Origin of the sequence: Stappia albiluteola (assembly GCF_014050225.1) — a bacterium.
Lineage (GTDB): Bacteria > Pseudomonadota > Alphaproteobacteria > Rhizobiales > Stappiaceae > Hongsoonwoonella > Hongsoonwoonella albiluteola.
On sequence record NZ_JACFXV010000054.1, the window covers coordinates 35,714 to 52,058 of the forward strand.

The window sequence follows — 16,345 nt, forward strand, 5'->3', positions numbered from 1 at the left end:
TCGGGAAGTCAGCTTCAAATTCGGAGAATTCGTTTGTCCCGTGAAAGGCGGGCCGCTAAGTGTGGCCGGTACCACACGCGAATCCTGAATGTCGATCGACCTTGAGCAAGCGGAGGGGACCGTGACGGAGACCGACATCGTCGACGCGCCGGCTGACGCGCCCGAGGCGATCCCCGTCCGTGACGAGGAGGGGCGGATCGACGCCGCCTTCCTGCAGAAGGTCGAAGACGCGATCGAGGCGGGCGACGAGACCGCCGTCCGGGAGCTTGCCGGCGACCTGCACGAAGCCGATCTCGGCGATCTTCTGGAAGCGCTGGGCGAAAACGACCGGCCACGGCTGGTCCAGCTGCTTGGCGGCGACTTCGACTTCGCGGCGCTGACCGAACTCGACGAGGCGGTCCGCGTCAAGCTCATCGACCAGCTGCCGGCCGAGGATGTCGCCGAGGGTATCGGCGAGCTCGATTCGGACGACGCCGTCTACATTCTGGAGGATCTGGAGCCGGAAGAGCAGGCGGCGATCCTCAACCAGCTTTCCTTTTCCGACCGCATCCAGCTGCAGCGTTCGCTAGACTATCCGGAGGAATCGGCCGGCCGTCTGATGCAGACGGACTTTATCGCCGTGCCGCCCTTTTGGACCGTCGGCCAGACGATCGATCACCTGCGCGAAGACCACGACCTGCCGGATACGTTCTACGAGATCTACGTGGTCGACCCGGCCTTCCGCCTGCTCGGCGCCGTGGCGCTCGACAAGCTGCTGCGCACCAAGCGCTCCCGCAAGATCGCAAAGATCATGACCGAGGAACGCCAGGCGGTGGCGGCCACCGAGGATCGGGAGGAGGTGGCCCGCCTCTTCGAGCGCTACAATCTCGTCTCGGCGGCGGTGGTCGACGAAGGCGAGCGCCTTGTCGGTGTGCTCACCATCGACGACATCGTCGATGTGATCCAGGAAGAAGCGGAAGAAGACCTGCGCGCGCTGGCCGGTGTGGGCGACGAGGAAATCTCCGACACGGTGATGGTCATCGCCCGCTCGCGGCTGACCTGGCTGATCGTCAACCTCGCGACCGCCGTCCTCGCTTCCGTCGTCATTTCGCTGTTTGAAAATACTATTGAGGCGATGGTGGCGCTGGCCGTGCTGATGCCGATCGTCGCTTCCATGGGCGGCAATGCCGGCACCCAGACGATGACGGTCGCCGTGCGCGCCATCGCCACGCAGGAACTCGGCTCGCGCAATTTCTGGCGGGTGCTCAGGCGCGAGGTGCTGGTCGCCATTCTCAACGGCGTGGCGCTGGCCCTGCTGATGGGCCTCGTTGCAGGGGTCTGGTTTGCCAACCCCGGCCTGGGCCTCGTCATCGGGACGGCAATCATCGTCAACCAGCTCTTCGCCGGCCTGGCCGGCCTGATGATCCCCATTATCCTGGAGCGGCTGGAAGTCGATCCGGCAATCGCCTCCAGCGTCTTCGTGACGACGGTCACGGACGTGGTCGGCTTCTTCGCCTTCCTCGGCATTGCCGCCCTGTGGTTCGGTCTGCCATTCTGATCCTTCCCGCGAACCCGAGGGAGGAGCGAATGTCCGCACCACCGCCGATCGGCGGCATTCTCGAAACTTCCGTCTATGTGGAGGACCTGGAACGGGCGCATGCCTTTTACAACGGCGTGCTCGGCCTCAAGCGCATGGTCGAGGGCGAGCGGCTCTTTGCCTATGACGCGGCGCCCGGCGAGACGCTGCTGGTCTTTCGCCGCGGTTTCACCGCAGAGGATATCGCAACGCCCGGCGGCGTGGTGCCCGGCCACCACAGCGAGGGACCGAGCCACTTCGCCTTCAAGATCGCGGGGCGGGATCTTCAGCCGTGGCGGGACTATCTCGCGGCGGCCAGTATCGATATCATCAGTGAGGTCGTTTGGCCGGCGGGAGGCACCAGCCTCTATTTCCGCGACCCCGACAACAACGTGCTGGAACTTGCCGCCCCGCCGCTTTGGCCGAACTATGTCTGAACCGGAACCACGGAGCAGGCGTCATGACGAAGATCGGCATCGATGTCTCCCACCATCAGGGCGAGATCGACTGGCACGCGGTGGAAAGTGACGGCGTCGCCTTTGCCTATATGAAGGCGACCGAAGGCGGCGATTTCTGCGACCCGCGCTTTGCCGAGAACTGGCAGGGCGCACGGATCGCCGGCGTGCCGCGCGGGGCCTATCACGTCTTCTCCTACCGCCGGCCGGGCATCGTGCAGGCGGAAAACTTCATCGGCACGGTGCCAACCGCCATGCTGGCAACATTGCCGCCGGCGCTGGACCTGGAAATCCTCGGCAGTGAGGACGACCTGCCCACCCGCGCCGAACTGCTGGCGGAAATCCGGGCCTGGCTCACGGTGGTGGAGGCGCAGGCAGGCCGTCCGGCGATGATCTACACCACGCGTGATTTCCACCGGCGCTACCTGCAGGGAACCGATATCGCCGAAGGCGGTACCGCGCGTCCCCTGTGGCTGCGCTCCATCGGCACGGAGCCTGACTTCTGCGCCGACTGGACGATCTGGCAGTTCGACGACAAGGGGCAGGTGAAAGGCATCGACGCTCATGTCGACCGCAACCGCATCTGCGAGCGTGTCTCGGTGATGGAACTGGTGGCTTAAGGTGTCATCCATATGATTATAAACGTATAAAATTATTCTATTGACTAAAACGTAAAGGTAAATCACTGTTTCCGGCGGAGGATCGGATGCAGCCCTATTACACGATATCGCAATTGACGCAGGAATTCGGGATCACCACCCGCACCTTGCGCTTTTACGAGGCCGAGGGGCTGGTGAAACCGGTGCGGCGGGGTCGGCAACGGCTGTTTCGGCCCGGCGACCGCACACGGATCAAGCTGATCCTGCGCGGCAAGCGGCTGGGTTTTTCGCTCGCCGAAATCCGCGACATCATCACCATGTACGACAAGGCGCCGGGCGAGGCGGGGCAGATATCGCTGCTGCTTCAGCGCATCGAGAGCCGCCGCGCCGAACTCCTGGACAAGCGCAAGGACATCGACCTGACGCTCGCGGAACTCGACGAGGTGGAGGAAGGTTGCATGGCCCGTATCCGGGAACTCGGACTGAGCCAGGATGCGTTTGCGCGCGGAAGCAGGGAAAAGGCGTGATGGCAGCGTTCGAACCGCGCGACGGCAACTGGCGGGCGAGAGTGGAGGACAGCTTCGCCCGGCAGGCGTTCATGGAGCATATCGGCGCACGGTTGACGCATCTGGCGCCGGGCGAGGTCGACATCGAGGCGACCTACGATTCCACACTCACCCAGCAGCATGGCTTCTTCCATGCGGGCGTCACCACGACGATCGCCGACAGCGCGGCGGGCTATGCCGCCTATTCCTTGTTCGAGGAAGGCTCCAGCGTGCTGACGACGGAACTGAAGATCAACCTGCTGGCGCCCGCGATGGGCGACAGGCTGGTCGCGCGCGGCCGGGTGATCAAGCCGGGCCGCACGCTGACCATCTGCCGGGGCGACGTCTACGGCATCACGGACGGACGCGAGAGGCATGTGGCGACCGCGCTATTCACCATGATGCAGATGGCCGGAATGTCGGATGACGGCAGAGCCGGGGAGGGGCGGAGATGACCGGCGGCGAACTGACCTACAAGGGGGCGGTCTACCCCTGGCATTGCGACCATATGGGGCACATGAACGTCGCCTGGTACGTGTCGAAATTCGACGAGGCGACCTGGAATTTCTTCTCTTCGCTGGGCCTGACCCGCAGCGCGCTGACCTCGGCGGAGCGCGGCATGGCGGCGGTGGAGCAGCATATTTCCTACAAGCGCGAGCTGATGGCCGGCGACGTGGTCGAGATCCGCACGCGGATCGTCGAGCTGAAGGACAAGGTCATCCGCTTCGTTCATGAAATGACCAATGTCGAAACGGGCGCGGTGGCGGCGACGACCGACCTGACCGCCGTTCACCTCGACACGCGGTTGCGCAAGGCGGTGGCCTTTGCGCCTGAAATCGCGGAGCGGGCGGGCCTGCTGTTCGCGGCGTGAGAGGAACGTTTCGCGGAGAAATTGAATGTCGGGTGCCGGAACTGACAGGCCGCCAGAGGCAGAAGAACCACAGAGCCAATGGGAGGCTGGTGTGGAGCGGAATAACGCCGCTCTGCAGCGCGGCCCTGTGGAGGACGCTGCCGTCGACACGCCTTTTCAGAATTGGCGAAGCGTCAACGCGACAGCCATCCAGGCCTACAACCTGGAAATCCAGGTCAACGGCACATTTGCCGAACGTCTACGTGAAGCCGCTCAGGCGATACCGGAAAATAGAAATTCAGGTGCAACATGATCCCGAACCAGCAACCGGCCTTCAATTTCAACCTCGGCGAGACCGCCGACCTTCTGCGCGACACTGTGCAGTCCTACGCGCAGGACAATATTGCGCCGCTTGCCGACCGCATTGACCGCGAGGACTGGTTCCCGCGCGAGGAGCTTTGGCCGGCGATGGGCGAGCTTGGCCTGCACGGCATCACCGTGGAGGAGGAGTGGGGCGGCTCGGGCCTCGGCTATCTGGAACACTGCGTGGCAATGGAGGAAGTGTCGCGGGCATCCGCCTCGATCGGCCTGTCCTACGGCGCTCATTCCAATCTCTGCGTCAATCAGCTTCGCCGCTGGGGTACTGAAGAGCAGAAGAAGCGCTACCTGCCGAAGCTGATCTCGGGCGAGCATCTCGGCGCGCTCGCCATGTCGGAGCCGGGTGCCGGGTCCGACGTCGTTTCCATGAAGCTGAAGGCCGAGAAGAAGGGCGACCGCTACATCCTCAACGGCTCGAAGATGTGGATCACCAACGGGCCCGACGCCGACACGATGATCATCTACGCCAAGACGGACCCGGATGCCGGCCCGCGCGGCATCACCGCCTTCCTGGTGGAGCGCGACTTCAAGGGTTTTTCCGTTGCCCAGAAGCTCGACAAGCTCGGCATGCGCGGCTCGCTGACCGGCGAACTGGTGTTCCAGGACTGCGAGGTGCCGGAGGAAAACGTGCTCGGTGCGGTCGGCAAGGGCGTCAACGTGCTGATGTCCGGCCTCGACTACGAGCGCACGGTTCTTGCCGCAGGTTCCATCGGCATCATGCAGGCGGCGATGGACGTGGTGATCCCCTATATCCACGAGCGCAAGCAGTTCGGCCAGGCGATCGGCACCTTCCAGCTCGTGCAGGGCAAGGTTGCCGACATGTATGTGCAGATGAACGCCACCCGCGCCTATGTCTATGCGGTGGCGCAGGCCTGCGACCGGGGCGAGACGACGCGCGAGGACGCCGCCGGCGCGATCCTCTATGCGGCGGAAAACGCCACCAAGGTGGCGCTTGACGCCATCCAGCTGCTCGGCGGCAACGGCTACATCAACGAGTATCCGACCGGCCGCCTGCTGCGCGACGCCAAGCTCTACGAGATCGGCGCGGGCACGAGCGAAATCCGCCGCATGCTGATCGGCCGCGAGCTGTTCAACAAGACGGCGTGAGGCGCTTGTCGGAGCGCTTGCTCGCTCTTGCAAGGAGCGGGCTTTCGCCCGCGCCGATGTCCGGATGCCGGATCGGTGCTCGGCTGCGCCTTGCTTGTCCGGCATGACGGTTGAGGGTTGGGCAGGGCCCTTGCCACAAACTTCGGTGTCATCCCCGGCCTGGCTGGGGATCCAGCAGACACAGGCCTCGGTAGCTCGGTTCCCGGCGCCGGTGGCTACTGGATGCCCACCTTCGTGGGCATGACAGCCTCGGCAATTGCTTTACTGCCGCGACCTCTCTGTTCGTCATGCGCGGGCTTGACCCGCGCATCCATGCGGCGTGCGCGTCCTTTGCCGCCGCCCATTGGATCGCCGGGTCTCGGCCCGGCGAAGACGAGGGGAGAGGTGGTGTGTTCATTCGACGGTCCTGAGTCAGGCAGACCGGTTGCGTCAAACTCAGGTGTCATCCCCGCGCAGGCGGGGAACCAGTAACCGCCTGCAACAGTGACTGGATCTCCGGCCTTTGTGGTTACCGGATGCCGGTCAGGCCGGGCATGACAGAGCTTGCGGGCACGTTGGCGCAAGCATGACAGCGTGTGCAACTGCTTTACCGCCGCAACCTCTCTGTTCGTCATGCGCGGGCTTGACCCGCGCATCCATGCGGTGTGTGCATCTCTTGCCGACGCCCGTTGGATCGCCGGGTCTCGGCCCGGCGAAGACGCGGGGAGGGGTGGTGCGTCCATTCGGCGGCCTGGTCTGGCAGTCGGCTGTCCGCTCCGTCGATCGATCCGCTACTCTGTCCGTTCGCAGGGTGCGCCGACCTTGACTGTCAGATGCGCCGTGTCGGTGACGAAGGAGTGGTCGCTTGCGACCTCCACCTCATAGGTATCGATGCCGGGCAGCGGCTCGAAATTGAAGATCGGCCTTGCATTGCTGTTGAGGAAGGACGTCGCCTTGAAGGCGATGAGATAGTGCCAGACCTTGGCGATATCGCCGGGATCGTTGCGGAACAGTCCGGTGTCGGCCGCACTGACGGTCAGGCTGCCGGCGCGCCTGGCATGGAAATCGCCGCCGAGCATTTCGTTGATTTCCTTCGCCCGGTCTATCGGCGCGATCTCGGCAGGTGCCTGGCGATACGCGGCGCGCAGGTCCGGGAAGCGGACGTCCGTGCCCTCGGGAATGGCGAACTCCCGCAGTTCCTCCTCTTTCTCAAGCTTCACCCAACCGCTGTTGCGGAAGGCGTGCACCATCGTGTCCGCGTCGCCCTGCGGAGCCGTGATGCGCACAATGAAGAAGCCGCTGTCGCCCACCCGCTCGGGAAAATAGTGGTTGAGATAGAGAAAGACACGCTTGCGCCGGCTGACCGATATGCAACTGGCGGCCTGCTCCGGCAAAAGCACATAGGGCTTGCTCTGAGCCTTGCGGGTCGTCGGCGCATCGACGACGGCAACGGAGGCGAACGGCGTGTTCTCCATGAAGGTGGTGCGGTGCTGCCTGACCGCGGCATGGCCTTGCGCGGGCAAGAGCGCCGCAAGTGCGAGGCACACTGCCGCCGGAAGGAAACGGGTTATCCGGGATGGGCTCATGGTGCGTCAATCCCTGAAGATCAAGGGCGGAACGAGGCTCGCGACGATCAGCAGGCAGGAAATGACATAGGCGTGGGAGAACAGCAGATCGAAGCGAAAGGCGATGATGTTGGTGGCCCAAAGGGGGTATGCGATCAGGCAGACGAAGGCGACCTGATAGATGTCCGTCATCATCCGGATTTTGGTGAGATAGAAGTAGGTAAGTAAAAATAACAGGGCGGCGAAGGACAGGATCACCCATTCCGGCGCCGTGTCCGGCACAAGGCCGTTGATCGCCAGAAGCGCACCGGCAATTTCCGCCGGAATGAGCTTGACGACCTTGTCGATCTGGGAATCGTTTTGACGGTCAATCTGTGTGGTCATAAATGATGCTCCCCCAAGCGGAACTTTACTTTTCGTCGCAATCAGAGGTCAAGAAGGCAAAGGGTTGAACCGATAAATTGCTGAAGTCCTGAAATGCGCTTGGTGGATCGCGGCACTCCGTTTCCCTTTCGCAAGATCGCCCTTTGCGAGCCGCGCCTTGATCGCATAAGTATGGGGTGAGATTCCCGTCGCCTCCGGGCGGCGATGCCCGTCCACAGGAGCAGACCCTCGACATGAAGAATACCGAAAGCCGCGTGCCAGCCCGCCTCGACGAAGAAGAGGAAGAAAAGACCAAGACGCCGCAATCGATCCAGGTGGACAAGCATCTCTTCGAGGCGCGCACGGTGCTGATCACCGGCCCGATCACGCAGGAACTGGCGCGTGACGTTTCCGCCCGCCTGCTGGCGCTGGCGCAGGTTTCCAACGATCCGATCACCGTGATCGTGTCCTCGCCCGGCGGCCACGTGGAATCGGGCGACATGATCCACGACACGATCCGCTTCATCTCGCCGGAAGTGCGAATTCTGGGCATGGGCTGGGTGGCGAGCGCCGGCGCGCTCATCTACATCTCCGTGCCGAAGGAGCGGCGCTACTGCACGCCGAACACTCGCTTCCTGCTGCACCAACCGTCCGGCGGCGCCGGCGGCCAGGCGACCGATATCGAGATCCAGGCGCGCGAAATCCTGAAGATGCGCGACCGGCTGAACAAGCTTTTCGCCGAGGCGACCGGCCAGCCGATGGAGCGGATCGAAAAGGACACCGACCGCGACTACTGGATGGGGCCGGAAGAGGCGATCGAATACGGCCTCGTCGGCCGCATCGCCAATTCGGTGCGCGATCTGGACTGACAGGCGCGTCCGGTCAATGCGAAGGGCGGAAGCGGGCTGCCGCTTCCGCCCTTTTTTGCAGGCTCGCCACCCCCGCCGGGCGGGGCTTCCGTTCGGCCTGTGCCCGATGCCGGATGACGCGGCAGGGGCGAAGCCCCGTCAACCGGACGGGGGCGGCGAAGGCTGTATCGCAAGCCCGAAGTCAGGCCTCGATGACCTGCGGCGAATTCAGCACGAAGGGGCGAACCCGCTCCAGCACGTAGCGCGCCTCGATGGCGATGCGGGCATTGGTGCCGTCGTTGCTGAAGATCGAAACGAGGTGGTCGACGAAACGGTCGTAGCGCGGCGTGTCGAGGAAAAGCCCGCCATGGGCTTCGCCAAGCGCGCGGCCCTCATAGGTGGGCGAGCCGGCGAAGATATAGACAAGAAACTCCGTCAGGCCTTCGCGCGGGCAGGTTCTCAGCGGCGAATGCGGCTGACCGGCGAACAGGCTGTCCTCCCTGAGGCGGCGCAAAAGCGAGGATACCGCCGCTTCGATTGCCGGCCTGCCGCCAAGTCTGAGATACAGGGTCATCGCGCTCCCTCCGTTGTGCGATCGACGCCAACAGGAATAGACTTCGGAGGGGCTTCCGGTCTGTGACCCCGATCACGTTAGGCATTTTTACCGGTGCGCGTCGGGATAAATCCGAAGAGGAATGAGAGATGAAAACCGTCAAGGTGAAGGACACCGCGATTCCCGCGCTTGGTCTCGGCACCTGGCGCCTTTCGGGTGAAGTCTGCCGCGATATCGTCAAGGCGGCGCTCGAAGAGGGGTGGACGCATTTGGATACGGCGGCGATCTACCAGAACGAAGCCGCGGTCGGCACGGGCCTGCGCTCGGCTTCCGTGGATCGAGGGGCGATCTTCGTGACAACGAAGGTCTGGTACGACGACCTCGATCCCGAACGCATGATCCGCGCCTGCGAGGAAAGCCTCGACCGGCTGGGACTGGACTATGTCGATCTCTACCTCATCCATTGGCCGAACCCGAAAGTTCCTTTGAAGGAGTCGATCGCGGGGCTGATGGAACTGAAGGAGCGCGGCTGGATACGCGCGGCGGGCGTCTCCAACTTTCCCTCCCGCATGGCGGCGGAAGCACAGGAGCACGCCGAAGGAGAACTGGTGGCGAACCAGGTCGAGTACCATCCATTCCTGTCGCAAAAGGAGGTGCTGGAGGTCTGCCGCGGCACCGGTATGGCCCTGACCGCCTATTCGCCGATCGCGCGCGGGCAGGTGAGCGAGGCGCAGGTGATCCGCGACATCGCGAAAAAGCACGGGCGGACGGAAAGCCAGGTGGCATTGCGCTGGCTGATCCAGCAGGAAGGCGTCGTGGCCATCCCCAAGACGTCGCAGCGCAGGCGGCTTGCCGAAAATCTCGGCGCGCTCGATTTCGAATTGACGGAAGCAGAGATGGAGGAGATCTCGGCGCTGGGCAGCCGCGAAGGCCGCCAGACGAACCCCGACTGGTCGCCCACGTGGGACTGAGCCTCAGGTGTTCGCAGCGCTTGCCAAGCTCGGGTTCTTCCTGCTCAGGCCGTCGAATTTCCTGGTCCTGCTGCTGGTTGCCGGGCTTTGCCTGCTGCCGGTCGGGCTCCGACGCTTCGGCCTGACGGCAATCGCCGTTGCTGCGCTGGGCCTTTTCGTCGGCGGCTTCTCGCCGCTCGCCAACTGGCTGATGCTGCCACTGGAAGAGCGCTTTCCCACACCGCACAGCCTGCCGGAAAGGATCGATGGCATTGTCATGCTTGGCGGGGCGATCGATACGCTGTCGAGCGCGGGCAGAAGCTTTCCCGGTATCGAGAGGCCGGCGGAGCGGGTGATGGTCATTCCGAGGCTTGCCGCGCGGTTTCCCGAAGCGCGCATCCTGCTGTCCGGCGGCACGGCCGGACGCGAGCCGGACGAAGGCGAGGCTGCGATCGCCAGGAGGCTCCTGGTGGAGTTTGGTGTCGATCCGGCCCGCATCGAGATCGAGGGGCGGTCGCTCGATACCTGGCAGAATGCCAATGAGTCCCATGCCTTGGCCAAGCCGAAACCCGGCGAGACATGGCTGCTCGTCACTTCGGCCGCCCATATGCCGCGCGCCGTCGGTACCTTCCGAAAGGCCGGATGGGAGACGATCATTGCCTATCCGGTCGATTGGGAGACAAGCGGTCCGCAAGACAGGGCACGCTGGTTCCGTTCGGCCTCGATGGGTTTGACGCGGCTCGACCAGGCTGTTCGCGAGTGGATCGGCCTTGCCGCCTATTGGCTGTCCGGGCGAAGCAGCGCGATTTTCCCGGCACCCGGCGAATAGGGCGCGATTTTCTCCGCTTTACCGCCTTTTCGGAAACCGGATTGCAAGACCTTTCCTGCTATCGGCAGTACACTGTGTCCGTGTGGCGGAAACAGTTCGTTCACGCCGAAGTCAGCGGTTTTTGTTGCACTGCAACCTTCCAAGTTTGTGACCGCCGCCTTATCTAGCCTTTGCCGGGTAAGGATAGACGGTCCGCCCGGCCTATTGCCGCTGATACTGGTTTTGAATTTTGATCTTGAGCGGCCTGCATCCGGAATGCCTGATCCGGTTACGGGACGCTGCTGGGGAACGGACGAAATGACTATCAACGCATCCCTGATTGTCGCCGATGTCGTGGAATGGCTGCATGACGGGGCGATCTATATCGACAATCCGGTGCGACTGATCGGTCAGCTCGGAAACCGCCTGCGCCAGGCGGGCGTGCCCGTCGACAGGCTTGCGACGAGCATCGGCATCCTGCACCCGATCGTGCGGGCGGAAAGCGCGCTGTGGACCTCCGACGGCGAGACGGAACTGCGCCGTTACAAGGCCTCTCCGGACCTTGAAAAGGCCTATGACGCAAGCCCCTTGAAGGTGGTCTACCAGAACAAGCAAACGGTGCGTGCCCGGGTGACGCCGCAGAAGGAGCCGGGCGAGTTCGGCATCGTCGCGGACCTGCGGCCGGCCGGCTACACCGATTATGTCGCCCTGCCGATGCCGTTTTCGGACGGCTCGACGAAGGTGCTGACAGCGGCGACCAAGGAGCCCGGCGGCTTCACGGCCACGCATGTCGCGGTGCTCGAGACGGTTGTGCGTCCTTTGGGCATGCTTTGCGAGTTGCAGACGCTGAAGCGCTCGGCGCGTACCATGCTCGACACCTATGTGGGCCGGCGCGCGGGCAAGCGCGTGCTGGAAGGCACGATCAAGCGGGGCGAGGGCGAGACGATCTCCGCCGTGGTCGGCTTCGCGGACCTGCGCGGCTTCACGCGCCTGTCCAACAACCTGCCGGCGGAACAGCTCGTCGAGCTGCTGAACAGCTATTTCGGTGCCATCACCAGCGCCGTCGAGGAACATGGCGGCGAGGTGCTGAAATATATCGGTGACGAGGTGATGGCCGTCTTCCCGTATACATGTGAAGCGACGGCGCGCGAGGCCTCGCGCCAGGCGCTGCTGGCCGCCCGCGACGCGGTGGAGAAGATCGCGCTCGTCAACCGCAAATGCTCGGATGCGGCCCGCAAGATCCGTGTCGGTATCGGTCTGCATGCGGGCGACGTGTTCTTCGGTAATGTGGGCGGCGAATCCCGGCTCGACTTCACCGTGATCGGTCCGACCGTCAATCTCGCGTCACGGATCGCCGGCCTGTCGCGCGATCTGGAGCTCGATATCCTGGTCTCCGAGCATATCGCCGACATGATGCACTGCCATGCCGGCTTCAGGGGACACCATCAGGTGAAGGGGTTCGACGAGCCGGTGTCGATCTTCGTGCCGACGCTGAAGATGCTCGGCGAGGACGGCAGTTGGTGCGCGGAAAGCGCGGCCGATCTCGCCCTGGAAAAGAACTGACGGCGGATCAGCACGAGCAGGATCGCGAGCGTCGTCACCGCGAACAGGCGCGGGTCGACGAACCAGCCGAGATAGCCGATAGCGAAGAACAGGGCTCGCTGGCCGCGATTGAAATGGCGGCCGGCCTGCACCATCAGGTCGCCGGCCTCGGCGGCGAAAAGCCGTGCGTTTTCCCGTGTTTCGGCGGTTGCCTCGGGCGTCGCTCCCACCAGAATCGTGGTGTAGTTGAAGAGGCGGTAGGACCAGCCGAACTTGAAGAAGGCGTAGGCGAAGATCACGGTGAGACCCAGCACTTTCGCCTCCCACAGGACCGGCGCGGAACTCGCCTTGAGGCCCAGGTGGCCGGCGATCTGCAGCACCCGCTCCGTGGAGTTGAGGAAGGCAAAGCAGCCGCCGATCGCCAGCAGGGCGGTGGAGGCGAAAAAGGCTGTGCCCTGCTGCAACCCTCCAAGAATGCCGACATCCATGATGCGCACCGAACGCTCGCTCATCGTCGTCATCCAGCGGCGGCGATGATCGTCCATGGCCGCCGAAAGGGTGGCCGATTTCAGCGGCGAAAGGTCGATCATTGCGTTGAAGCCGAGCCATGCGGCGAGGAACCAGCCGAGGGCGAGATAGTCGGCGGACGAGAAGATGTCCATTTCAGACTCCGGGTCGGCTGAGGATGATGTTTTCAGTCGAGGATAACGCGTCTGCATGGCCGGTAATGCCTCAAGTGCGGCCACGCCACGGGGACTCATGAAAAAGTTGTGAATTGCGGCACTGCAAAAATGCGTGGACGGGAGGCCGGAAATCGTGGATATCCGCGCGCTGTCATATTTCCGCCATGCATGACGTGAGGGGAAGGCTTGCGTTTTTCGCGCTTGCGAAAAGATTGATAAGTCCTTAATTCTCCGCCGCATGACGGACGGCAATGGGCGTTCCAACGGGGCGCCGTCCGCGAGGGACACCCTTCTTGGGGGCAGTCCTTCGATCATCACTGTGAAGGGTTTTCATGGACGAGAATGTTCAGAAGTCCTGCTGGGGTATCGCGGCCTGGACCGTGCTGGCCCTTGGAGGTGCACTGTCGCTCATTCTTCTGTTCGGTGGAGCAGACGCGGCCCAGACGGCCGCAGTCGCGATCCGATAAGCGACCGCCTCATAGATCAGGCTTTTCAAGAGGGTGCGGGAAACCGCACCCTTTTTGATTCAACAGTCCCGAGCGATCTTGAATTCGTCCTCCCGAAGTGGTCTCGTGCCGCAAACGGGATCAGGGAGGCAGGCCGTGCCGTCAGCCATGAAGAAGGGATACAAGGCGCTTCTCGACGAGGCGCTCGGCGAAATCACGACGCTGAGCGTTGAGGAGGCCAGGGCCCGGTTCGGCGGCGACGACGTCGTGTTCGTCGACCTGCGCGACATTCGCGAACTGAAGCGGGAAGGGCGCATTCCCGGCGCGCTGCATGCGCCGCGCGGCATGCTCGAATTCTGGGTCGATCCGGAAAGCCCCTATTTCAAGCCGGTCTTCGGCGAGGACAAGACCTTCGTCTTCTTCTGTGCCGCCGGATGGCGATCGGCGCTGGCGACCAAGGCCGTTCAGGACATGGGACTGGAACCCGTCGCCCATATCGACGGCGGCTTCTCGGCCTGGCGCGATGCGGGCCTGCCGATCGAGAAGGACGAGAGCTGAGGGCTTTCGCTTCAGATAGAAATCCATCACGCCGCGCCGCCGCGCGGACGAAACCTTCATGGAGCCGGACATGCGGATCATCATCGGCAACAAGACCTACTCGTCCTGGTCGCTCAGGGCATGGCTGGCGGTCAGGCTGACCGGCGAGGTGTTCGAGGAAGAACTCGTGCCGCTGGATACGCCGGAATTCGCCGCCACGATGCGCAGCCTGTCGCCGGCAGGCAAGGTGCCGACCCTAATCGACGGCGACATCACGGTGTGGGATTCGCTGGCGATTGTCGAATATCTGGCCGAAACCTACCCCGATGCAGGGCTTTGGCCGAAGGACAGGGCCGCGCGTGCCCATGCCCGCGCGATCACGGCGGAAATGCATTCCGGCTTCATGGCGCTGCGCAGCGGCTATCCGATGAATTTCCGCAGGCACGGGCAGGCGCGCAAGAACCCGCCCGATGCGTCACGAGACATCGAACGGATCAGCGCGATCTGGCGCGAGGCGCGGGAATGCTTCGGCGATGGCGGCGCATTCCTGTTCGGCGCCTTTTCCGCCGCCGACTGCTTCTATGCGCCCGTCGTCAACCGCTTCCTTGCCTACGACCTGCCGCTCGGGCCTATCGAAAAGGCCTATGCGGAAGCGGTCTACGACCATCCATACATGCTCGAATGGCGCGACGCGGCTTCGCGCGAGGAATGGGTGGTGCACTCGGACGAGGTGGAATAGCCGGATTGCCTTCTGACAAACGTTTGTAAATAAAGTGGAATGTTTCCACTGTTGACTAAAACGTAAACGTCATACAGTGTCACGCGAAATCGCGTCACGGCAATGGTGGTTCGCCCTTGCCGCGGAAGCCGTTGACGGGACGCGCGCAAAGTCGGTTGATGAGGGCGGAGCCGGAACCGATCCGGCCCGGAAATGATCGGGGAGGGGTGACGTGGCAATCCTGCAGACGAGCCTGACGTCGCATTCGCCGGAGGCGGAGGCCAATCGCGCTGCGTGGGCAGCCCTGACGGAGGATCTCGGCGCCCGGCGCGCCGAGGCCGCGCTTGGCGGACCGGAGCGGGCGCGCGAGCGGCACCTGAAGCGCGGCAAGCTACTGCCGCGCGAGCGGGTTGCCCGCCTTCTCGACACGGGGAGCCCGTTTCTGGAGCTATCGCCGCTCGCCGCGCAGGGCATGTATGACGACGCGATCCACGGCGCGGGCCTGATCACCGGGATCGGGCGTGTGTCCGGACGCGACTGCATGATCGTGTGCAACGATGCCACGATCAAGGGCGGCACCTACTATCCCATGACGGTGAAGAAGCACCTGCGCGCGCAGGAAATCGCCATGGAAAACCGGCTGCCCTGCATCTATCTGGTGGATTCCGGCGGCGCCAACCTGCCGAACCAGACGGACGTTTTCCCGGACCGCGACCATTTCGGGCGCATCTTCTTCAACCAGGCCAACATGTCGGCGATGGGCATCCCGCAGATCGCCGTCGTCATGGGCTCCTGCACGGCCGGCGGGGCCTATGTGCCGGCCATGTCCGACGAGACGATCATCGTCCGCCGCCAGGGTACGATCTTCCTGGCTGGCCCGCCTCTGGTGAAGGCGGCGACCGGCGAGGTGGTGTCGGCTGAGGATCTCGGCGGGGCCGATGTGCATGCCAAGATCTCGGGCGTGGCCGATCACTATGCTATCGACGACGACCAGGCGCTGGCGCAGGCCCGCCGCATCGTCGCAAACCTCAACACGGTGAAGGCACCCGACATCGCCATCGCCGAGCCGCGCGATCCGCTGGTGGATCCGTCCGATCTCGATCGGGTGGTGCCGGTGGACCTGCGCAAGCAGTATGACATACGCGAGGTGATCGCCCGCATCGTCGACGGTTCGGAACTGGACGAGTTCAAGGCCAATTACGGCACCACGCTGGTCACGGGCTTCGCCCGCATTCACGGCATTCCAGTCGGCATCGTCGCCAATAACGGCATCCTGTTCTCGCAAAGCGCGCTGAAGGGCGCGCATTTCGTGGAACTGTGCAGTCAGCGTCGCATTCCGCTGCTCTTCCTGCAGAACATTACGGGCTTCATGGTGGGGCGCGAATATGAGGCCGGCGGCATCGCCAAGGACGGCGCGAAGCTGGTGACCGCGGTCGCCTGCGCCAGGGTGCCGAAGATCACGGTGATCGTCGGCGGCTCTTACGGCGCGGGAAATTACGGCATGTGCGGGCGCGCCTACGGGCCGCGCTTCCTGTTCATGTGGCCCAACGCGCGCATCTCGGTGATGGGCGGCGAACAGGCGGCAAGCGTGCTGGCGACGGTGCGCCGCGACAATATCGAGGCCGAGGGCGGAAGCTGGAGCGCGGAAGAGGAAGAGGCCTTCAAGGCGCCGATCCGCGCCCGGTACGAGGAAGAGGGGCATCCCTATCACGCTTCGGCGCGTTTGTGGGATGACGGCATCATCCTGCCGCAGGAAACGCGGCGGGTGCTTGGCCTCGCCTTTTCCGCGGCGCTCAACGCGCCCGTTCCCGAAACCCGCTTCGGCGTCTTCCGCATGTAACGGCGGGCAGGACCAAAATTCCGC

The 16,345-nt window shown here is 63.7% G+C and carries 20 protein-coding genes; 16 read left to right on the top strand and 4 right to left on the bottom strand.

Features of this window, described 5'->3' with window-relative positions:
- Positions 1 to 88: 88 nt before the first annotated feature.
- From mgtE to H2509_RS12625, 8 genes are all read left to right on the top strand, one after another.
- Positions 89 to 1,537, top strand: coding sequence for a magnesium transporter (gene mgtE / locus H2509_RS12590; protein ID WP_182165886.1), 1,449 nt, complete (start codon positions 89 to 91; stop codon positions 1,535 to 1,537).
- Between the two features lie 29 nt (positions 1,538 to 1,566).
- Positions 1,567 to 1,992 (top strand): VOC family protein, encoded by a 426-nt coding sequence (locus tag H2509_RS12595; protein WP_182165888.1) that lies wholly within the window; start codon positions 1,567 to 1,569, stop codon positions 1,990 to 1,992.
- Positions 1,993 to 2,015: 23 nt separating this feature from the next.
- Complete coding sequence (locus H2509_RS12600) at positions 2,016 to 2,630, top strand: GH25 family lysozyme (RefSeq protein ID WP_182165890.1); 615 nt, start codon at positions 2,016 to 2,018, stop codon at positions 2,628 to 2,630.
- Positions 2,631 to 2,716: 86 nt separating this feature from the next.
- Positions 2,717 to 3,136 (top strand): MerR family transcriptional regulator, encoded by a 420-nt coding sequence (locus H2509_RS12605; protein ID WP_182165892.1) that lies wholly within the window; start codon positions 2,717 to 2,719, stop codon positions 3,134 to 3,136.
- Complete coding sequence (locus H2509_RS12610; protein ID WP_182165895.1) at positions 3,136 to 3,609, top strand: PaaI family thioesterase; 474 nt, start codon at positions 3,136 to 3,138, stop codon at positions 3,607 to 3,609. The genes H2509_RS12605 and H2509_RS12610 overlap by 1 nt, the downstream gene beginning before the upstream one ends.
- Positions 3,606 to 4,025, top strand: a complete 420-nt coding sequence (locus H2509_RS12615; protein ID WP_182165897.1) for an acyl-CoA thioesterase — start codon at positions 3,606 to 3,608, stop codon at positions 4,023 to 4,025. Before H2509_RS12610 ends, H2509_RS12615 begins: the two co-directional genes overlap by 4 nt.
- A 25-nt stretch (positions 4,026 to 4,050) precedes the next feature.
- Entirely contained in the window at positions 4,051 to 4,317 is a 267-nt protein-coding gene (locus tag H2509_RS12620) for a hypothetical protein (protein ID WP_182165899.1), read from the top strand.
- On the top strand, positions 4,314 to 5,489 hold the full coding sequence (locus H2509_RS12625) for an isovaleryl-CoA dehydrogenase (RefSeq protein ID WP_182165901.1): 1,176 nt from the start codon (positions 4,314 to 4,316) through the stop codon (positions 5,487 to 5,489). The genes H2509_RS12620 and H2509_RS12625 overlap by 4 nt, the downstream gene beginning before the upstream one ends.
- Positions 5,490 to 6,259: 770 nt before the next feature.
- On the opposite strand, the gene H2509_RS12630 is transcribed toward H2509_RS12625, so the two are convergent.
- Positions 6,260 to 7,054, bottom strand: coding sequence for a hypothetical protein (locus H2509_RS12630; RefSeq protein WP_182165903.1), 795 nt, complete (start codon positions 7,052 to 7,054; stop codon positions 6,260 to 6,262).
- A 6-nt stretch (positions 7,055 to 7,060) separates the two neighbouring features.
- Entirely contained in the window at positions 7,061 to 7,417 is a 357-nt protein-coding gene (locus H2509_RS12635; protein ID WP_182165905.1) for a hypothetical protein, read from the bottom strand.
- A 233-nt stretch (positions 7,418 to 7,650) separates the two neighbouring features.
- Between H2509_RS12635 and H2509_RS12640 the strand changes: the two genes are divergently transcribed.
- Positions 7,651 to 8,265: an ATP-dependent Clp protease proteolytic subunit gene (locus tag H2509_RS12640; RefSeq protein WP_182165907.1), complete on the top strand. Its 615-nt coding sequence runs from the start codon at positions 7,651 to 7,653 to the stop codon at positions 8,263 to 8,265.
- Between the two features lie 181 nt (positions 8,266 to 8,446).
- On the opposite strand, the gene H2509_RS12645 is transcribed toward H2509_RS12640, so the two are convergent.
- Entirely contained in the window at positions 8,447 to 8,818 is a 372-nt protein-coding gene (locus tag H2509_RS12645) for a globin domain-containing protein (protein ID WP_182165909.1), read from the bottom strand.
- 128 nt (positions 8,819 to 8,946) lie between these two features.
- Between H2509_RS12645 and H2509_RS12650 the strand changes: the two genes are divergently transcribed.
- The 3 genes from H2509_RS12650 to H2509_RS12660 all read left to right on the top strand — a co-directional run bounded on the left by H2509_RS12650 (position 8,947) and on the right by H2509_RS12660 (position 12,118).
- Entirely contained in the window at positions 8,947 to 9,768 is an 822-nt protein-coding gene (locus tag H2509_RS12650) for an aldo/keto reductase (RefSeq protein ID WP_182165911.1), read from the top strand.
- 7 nt (positions 9,769 to 9,775) lie between these two features.
- The gene (locus H2509_RS12655; protein WP_182165913.1) at positions 9,776 to 10,576 is read left to right on the top strand and encodes a YdcF family protein; all 801 of its coding nucleotides are present in this window, start codon (positions 9,776 to 9,778) and stop codon (positions 10,574 to 10,576) included.
- A gap of 297 nt (positions 10,577 to 10,873) precedes the next feature.
- Positions 10,874 to 12,118 carry an adenylate/guanylate cyclase domain-containing protein gene (locus H2509_RS12660; RefSeq protein ID WP_182165915.1) on the top strand — a complete coding sequence of 415 codons (1,245 nt, stop codon included), beginning with the start codon at positions 10,874 to 10,876 and terminating at the stop codon, positions 12,116 to 12,118.
- Here the strand turns inward: H2509_RS12660 and H2509_RS12665 are convergent.
- A complete protein-coding gene (locus H2509_RS12665) occupies positions 12,001 to 12,759 on the bottom strand; it encodes a DUF599 domain-containing protein (protein ID WP_182165918.1) in 759 nt (252 codons plus the stop codon). The two genes, H2509_RS12660 and H2509_RS12665, sit on opposite strands and share 118 nt — an antisense overlap.
- Positions 12,760 to 13,112: 353 nt before the next feature.
- On the opposite strand from H2509_RS12665, the gene H2509_RS21080 reads away from it, so the two are divergent.
- The 4 genes from H2509_RS21080 (at position 13,113) to H2509_RS12680 (ending at position 16,321) form a co-directional block, all read left to right on the top strand.
- Positions 13,113 to 13,247 carry a hypothetical protein gene (locus tag H2509_RS21080; protein WP_268925985.1) on the top strand — a complete coding sequence of 45 codons (135 nt, stop codon included), beginning with the start codon at positions 13,113 to 13,115 and terminating at the stop codon, positions 13,245 to 13,247.
- A gap of 147 nt (positions 13,248 to 13,394) precedes the next feature.
- Positions 13,395 to 13,784 (top strand): rhodanese-like domain-containing protein, encoded by a 390-nt coding sequence (locus tag H2509_RS12670; RefSeq protein WP_182166101.1) that lies wholly within the window; start codon positions 13,395 to 13,397, stop codon positions 13,782 to 13,784.
- A 70-nt stretch (positions 13,785 to 13,854) separates the two neighbouring features.
- Complete coding sequence (locus H2509_RS12675) at positions 13,855 to 14,502, top strand: glutathione S-transferase family protein (protein ID WP_182165920.1); 648 nt, start codon at positions 13,855 to 13,857, stop codon at positions 14,500 to 14,502.
- Positions 14,503 to 14,719: 217 nt separating this feature from the next.
- Positions 14,720 to 16,321, top strand: coding sequence for a carboxyl transferase domain-containing protein (locus H2509_RS12680; RefSeq protein WP_408022677.1), 1,602 nt, complete (start codon positions 14,720 to 14,722; stop codon positions 16,319 to 16,321).
- Positions 16,322 to 16,345: the final 24 nt, after the last annotated feature.

Excerpts from the sequence above, each read along its gene's own strand:
- H2509_RS12615 (WP_182165897.1), top strand. The coding sequence starts at position 3,606 with ATGACCGGCGGCGAACTGACCTACAAGGGGGCGGTCTACCCCTGGCAT.
- H2509_RS12670 (WP_182166101.1), top strand. The coding sequence starts at position 13,395 with ATGAAGAAGGGATACAAGGCGCTTCTCGACGAGGCGCTCGGCGAAATC.
- H2509_RS12620 (WP_182165899.1), top strand. The coding sequence starts at position 4,051 with ATGTCGGGTGCCGGAACTGACAGGCCGCCAGAGGCAGAAGAACCACAG.
- H2509_RS12665 (WP_182165918.1), bottom strand. The coding sequence starts at position 12,759 with ATGGACATCTTCTCGTCCGCCGACTATCTCGCCCTCGGCTGGTTCCTC.
- H2509_RS21080 (WP_268925985.1), top strand. The coding sequence starts at position 13,113 with ATGGACGAGAATGTTCAGAAGTCCTGCTGGGGTATCGCGGCCTGGACC.
- H2509_RS12630 (WP_182165903.1), bottom strand. The coding sequence starts at position 7,054 with ATGAGCCCATCCCGGATAACCCGTTTCCTTCCGGCGGCAGTGTGCCTC.
- mgtE (WP_182165886.1), top strand. The coding sequence starts at position 89 with ATGTCGATCGACCTTGAGCAAGCGGAGGGGACCGTGACGGAGACCGAC.
- H2509_RS12650 (WP_182165911.1), top strand. The coding sequence starts at position 8,947 with ATGAAAACCGTCAAGGTGAAGGACACCGCGATTCCCGCGCTTGGTCTC.
- H2509_RS12640 (WP_182165907.1), top strand. The coding sequence starts at position 7,651 with ATGAAGAATACCGAAAGCCGCGTGCCAGCCCGCCTCGACGAAGAAGAG.
- H2509_RS12600 (WP_182165890.1), top strand. The coding sequence starts at position 2,016 with ATGACGAAGATCGGCATCGATGTCTCCCACCATCAGGGCGAGATCGAC.
- H2509_RS12595 (WP_182165888.1), top strand. The coding sequence starts at position 1,567 with ATGTCCGCACCACCGCCGATCGGCGGCATTCTCGAAACTTCCGTCTAT.
- H2509_RS12660 (WP_182165915.1), top strand. The coding sequence starts at position 10,874 with ATGACTATCAACGCATCCCTGATTGTCGCCGATGTCGTGGAATGGCTG.
- H2509_RS12675 (WP_182165920.1), top strand. The coding sequence starts at position 13,855 with ATGCGGATCATCATCGGCAACAAGACCTACTCGTCCTGGTCGCTCAGG.
- H2509_RS12645 (WP_182165909.1), bottom strand. The coding sequence starts at position 8,818 with ATGACCCTGTATCTCAGACTTGGCGGCAGGCCGGCAATCGAAGCGGCG.
- H2509_RS12605 (WP_182165892.1), top strand. The coding sequence starts at position 2,717 with ATGCAGCCCTATTACACGATATCGCAATTGACGCAGGAATTCGGGATC.
- H2509_RS12610 (WP_182165895.1), top strand. The coding sequence starts at position 3,136 with ATGGCAGCGTTCGAACCGCGCGACGGCAACTGGCGGGCGAGAGTGGAG.
- H2509_RS12625 (WP_182165901.1), top strand. The coding sequence starts at position 4,314 with ATGATCCCGAACCAGCAACCGGCCTTCAATTTCAACCTCGGCGAGACC.
- H2509_RS12635 (WP_182165905.1), bottom strand. The coding sequence starts at position 7,417 with ATGACCACACAGATTGACCGTCAAAACGATTCCCAGATCGACAAGGTC.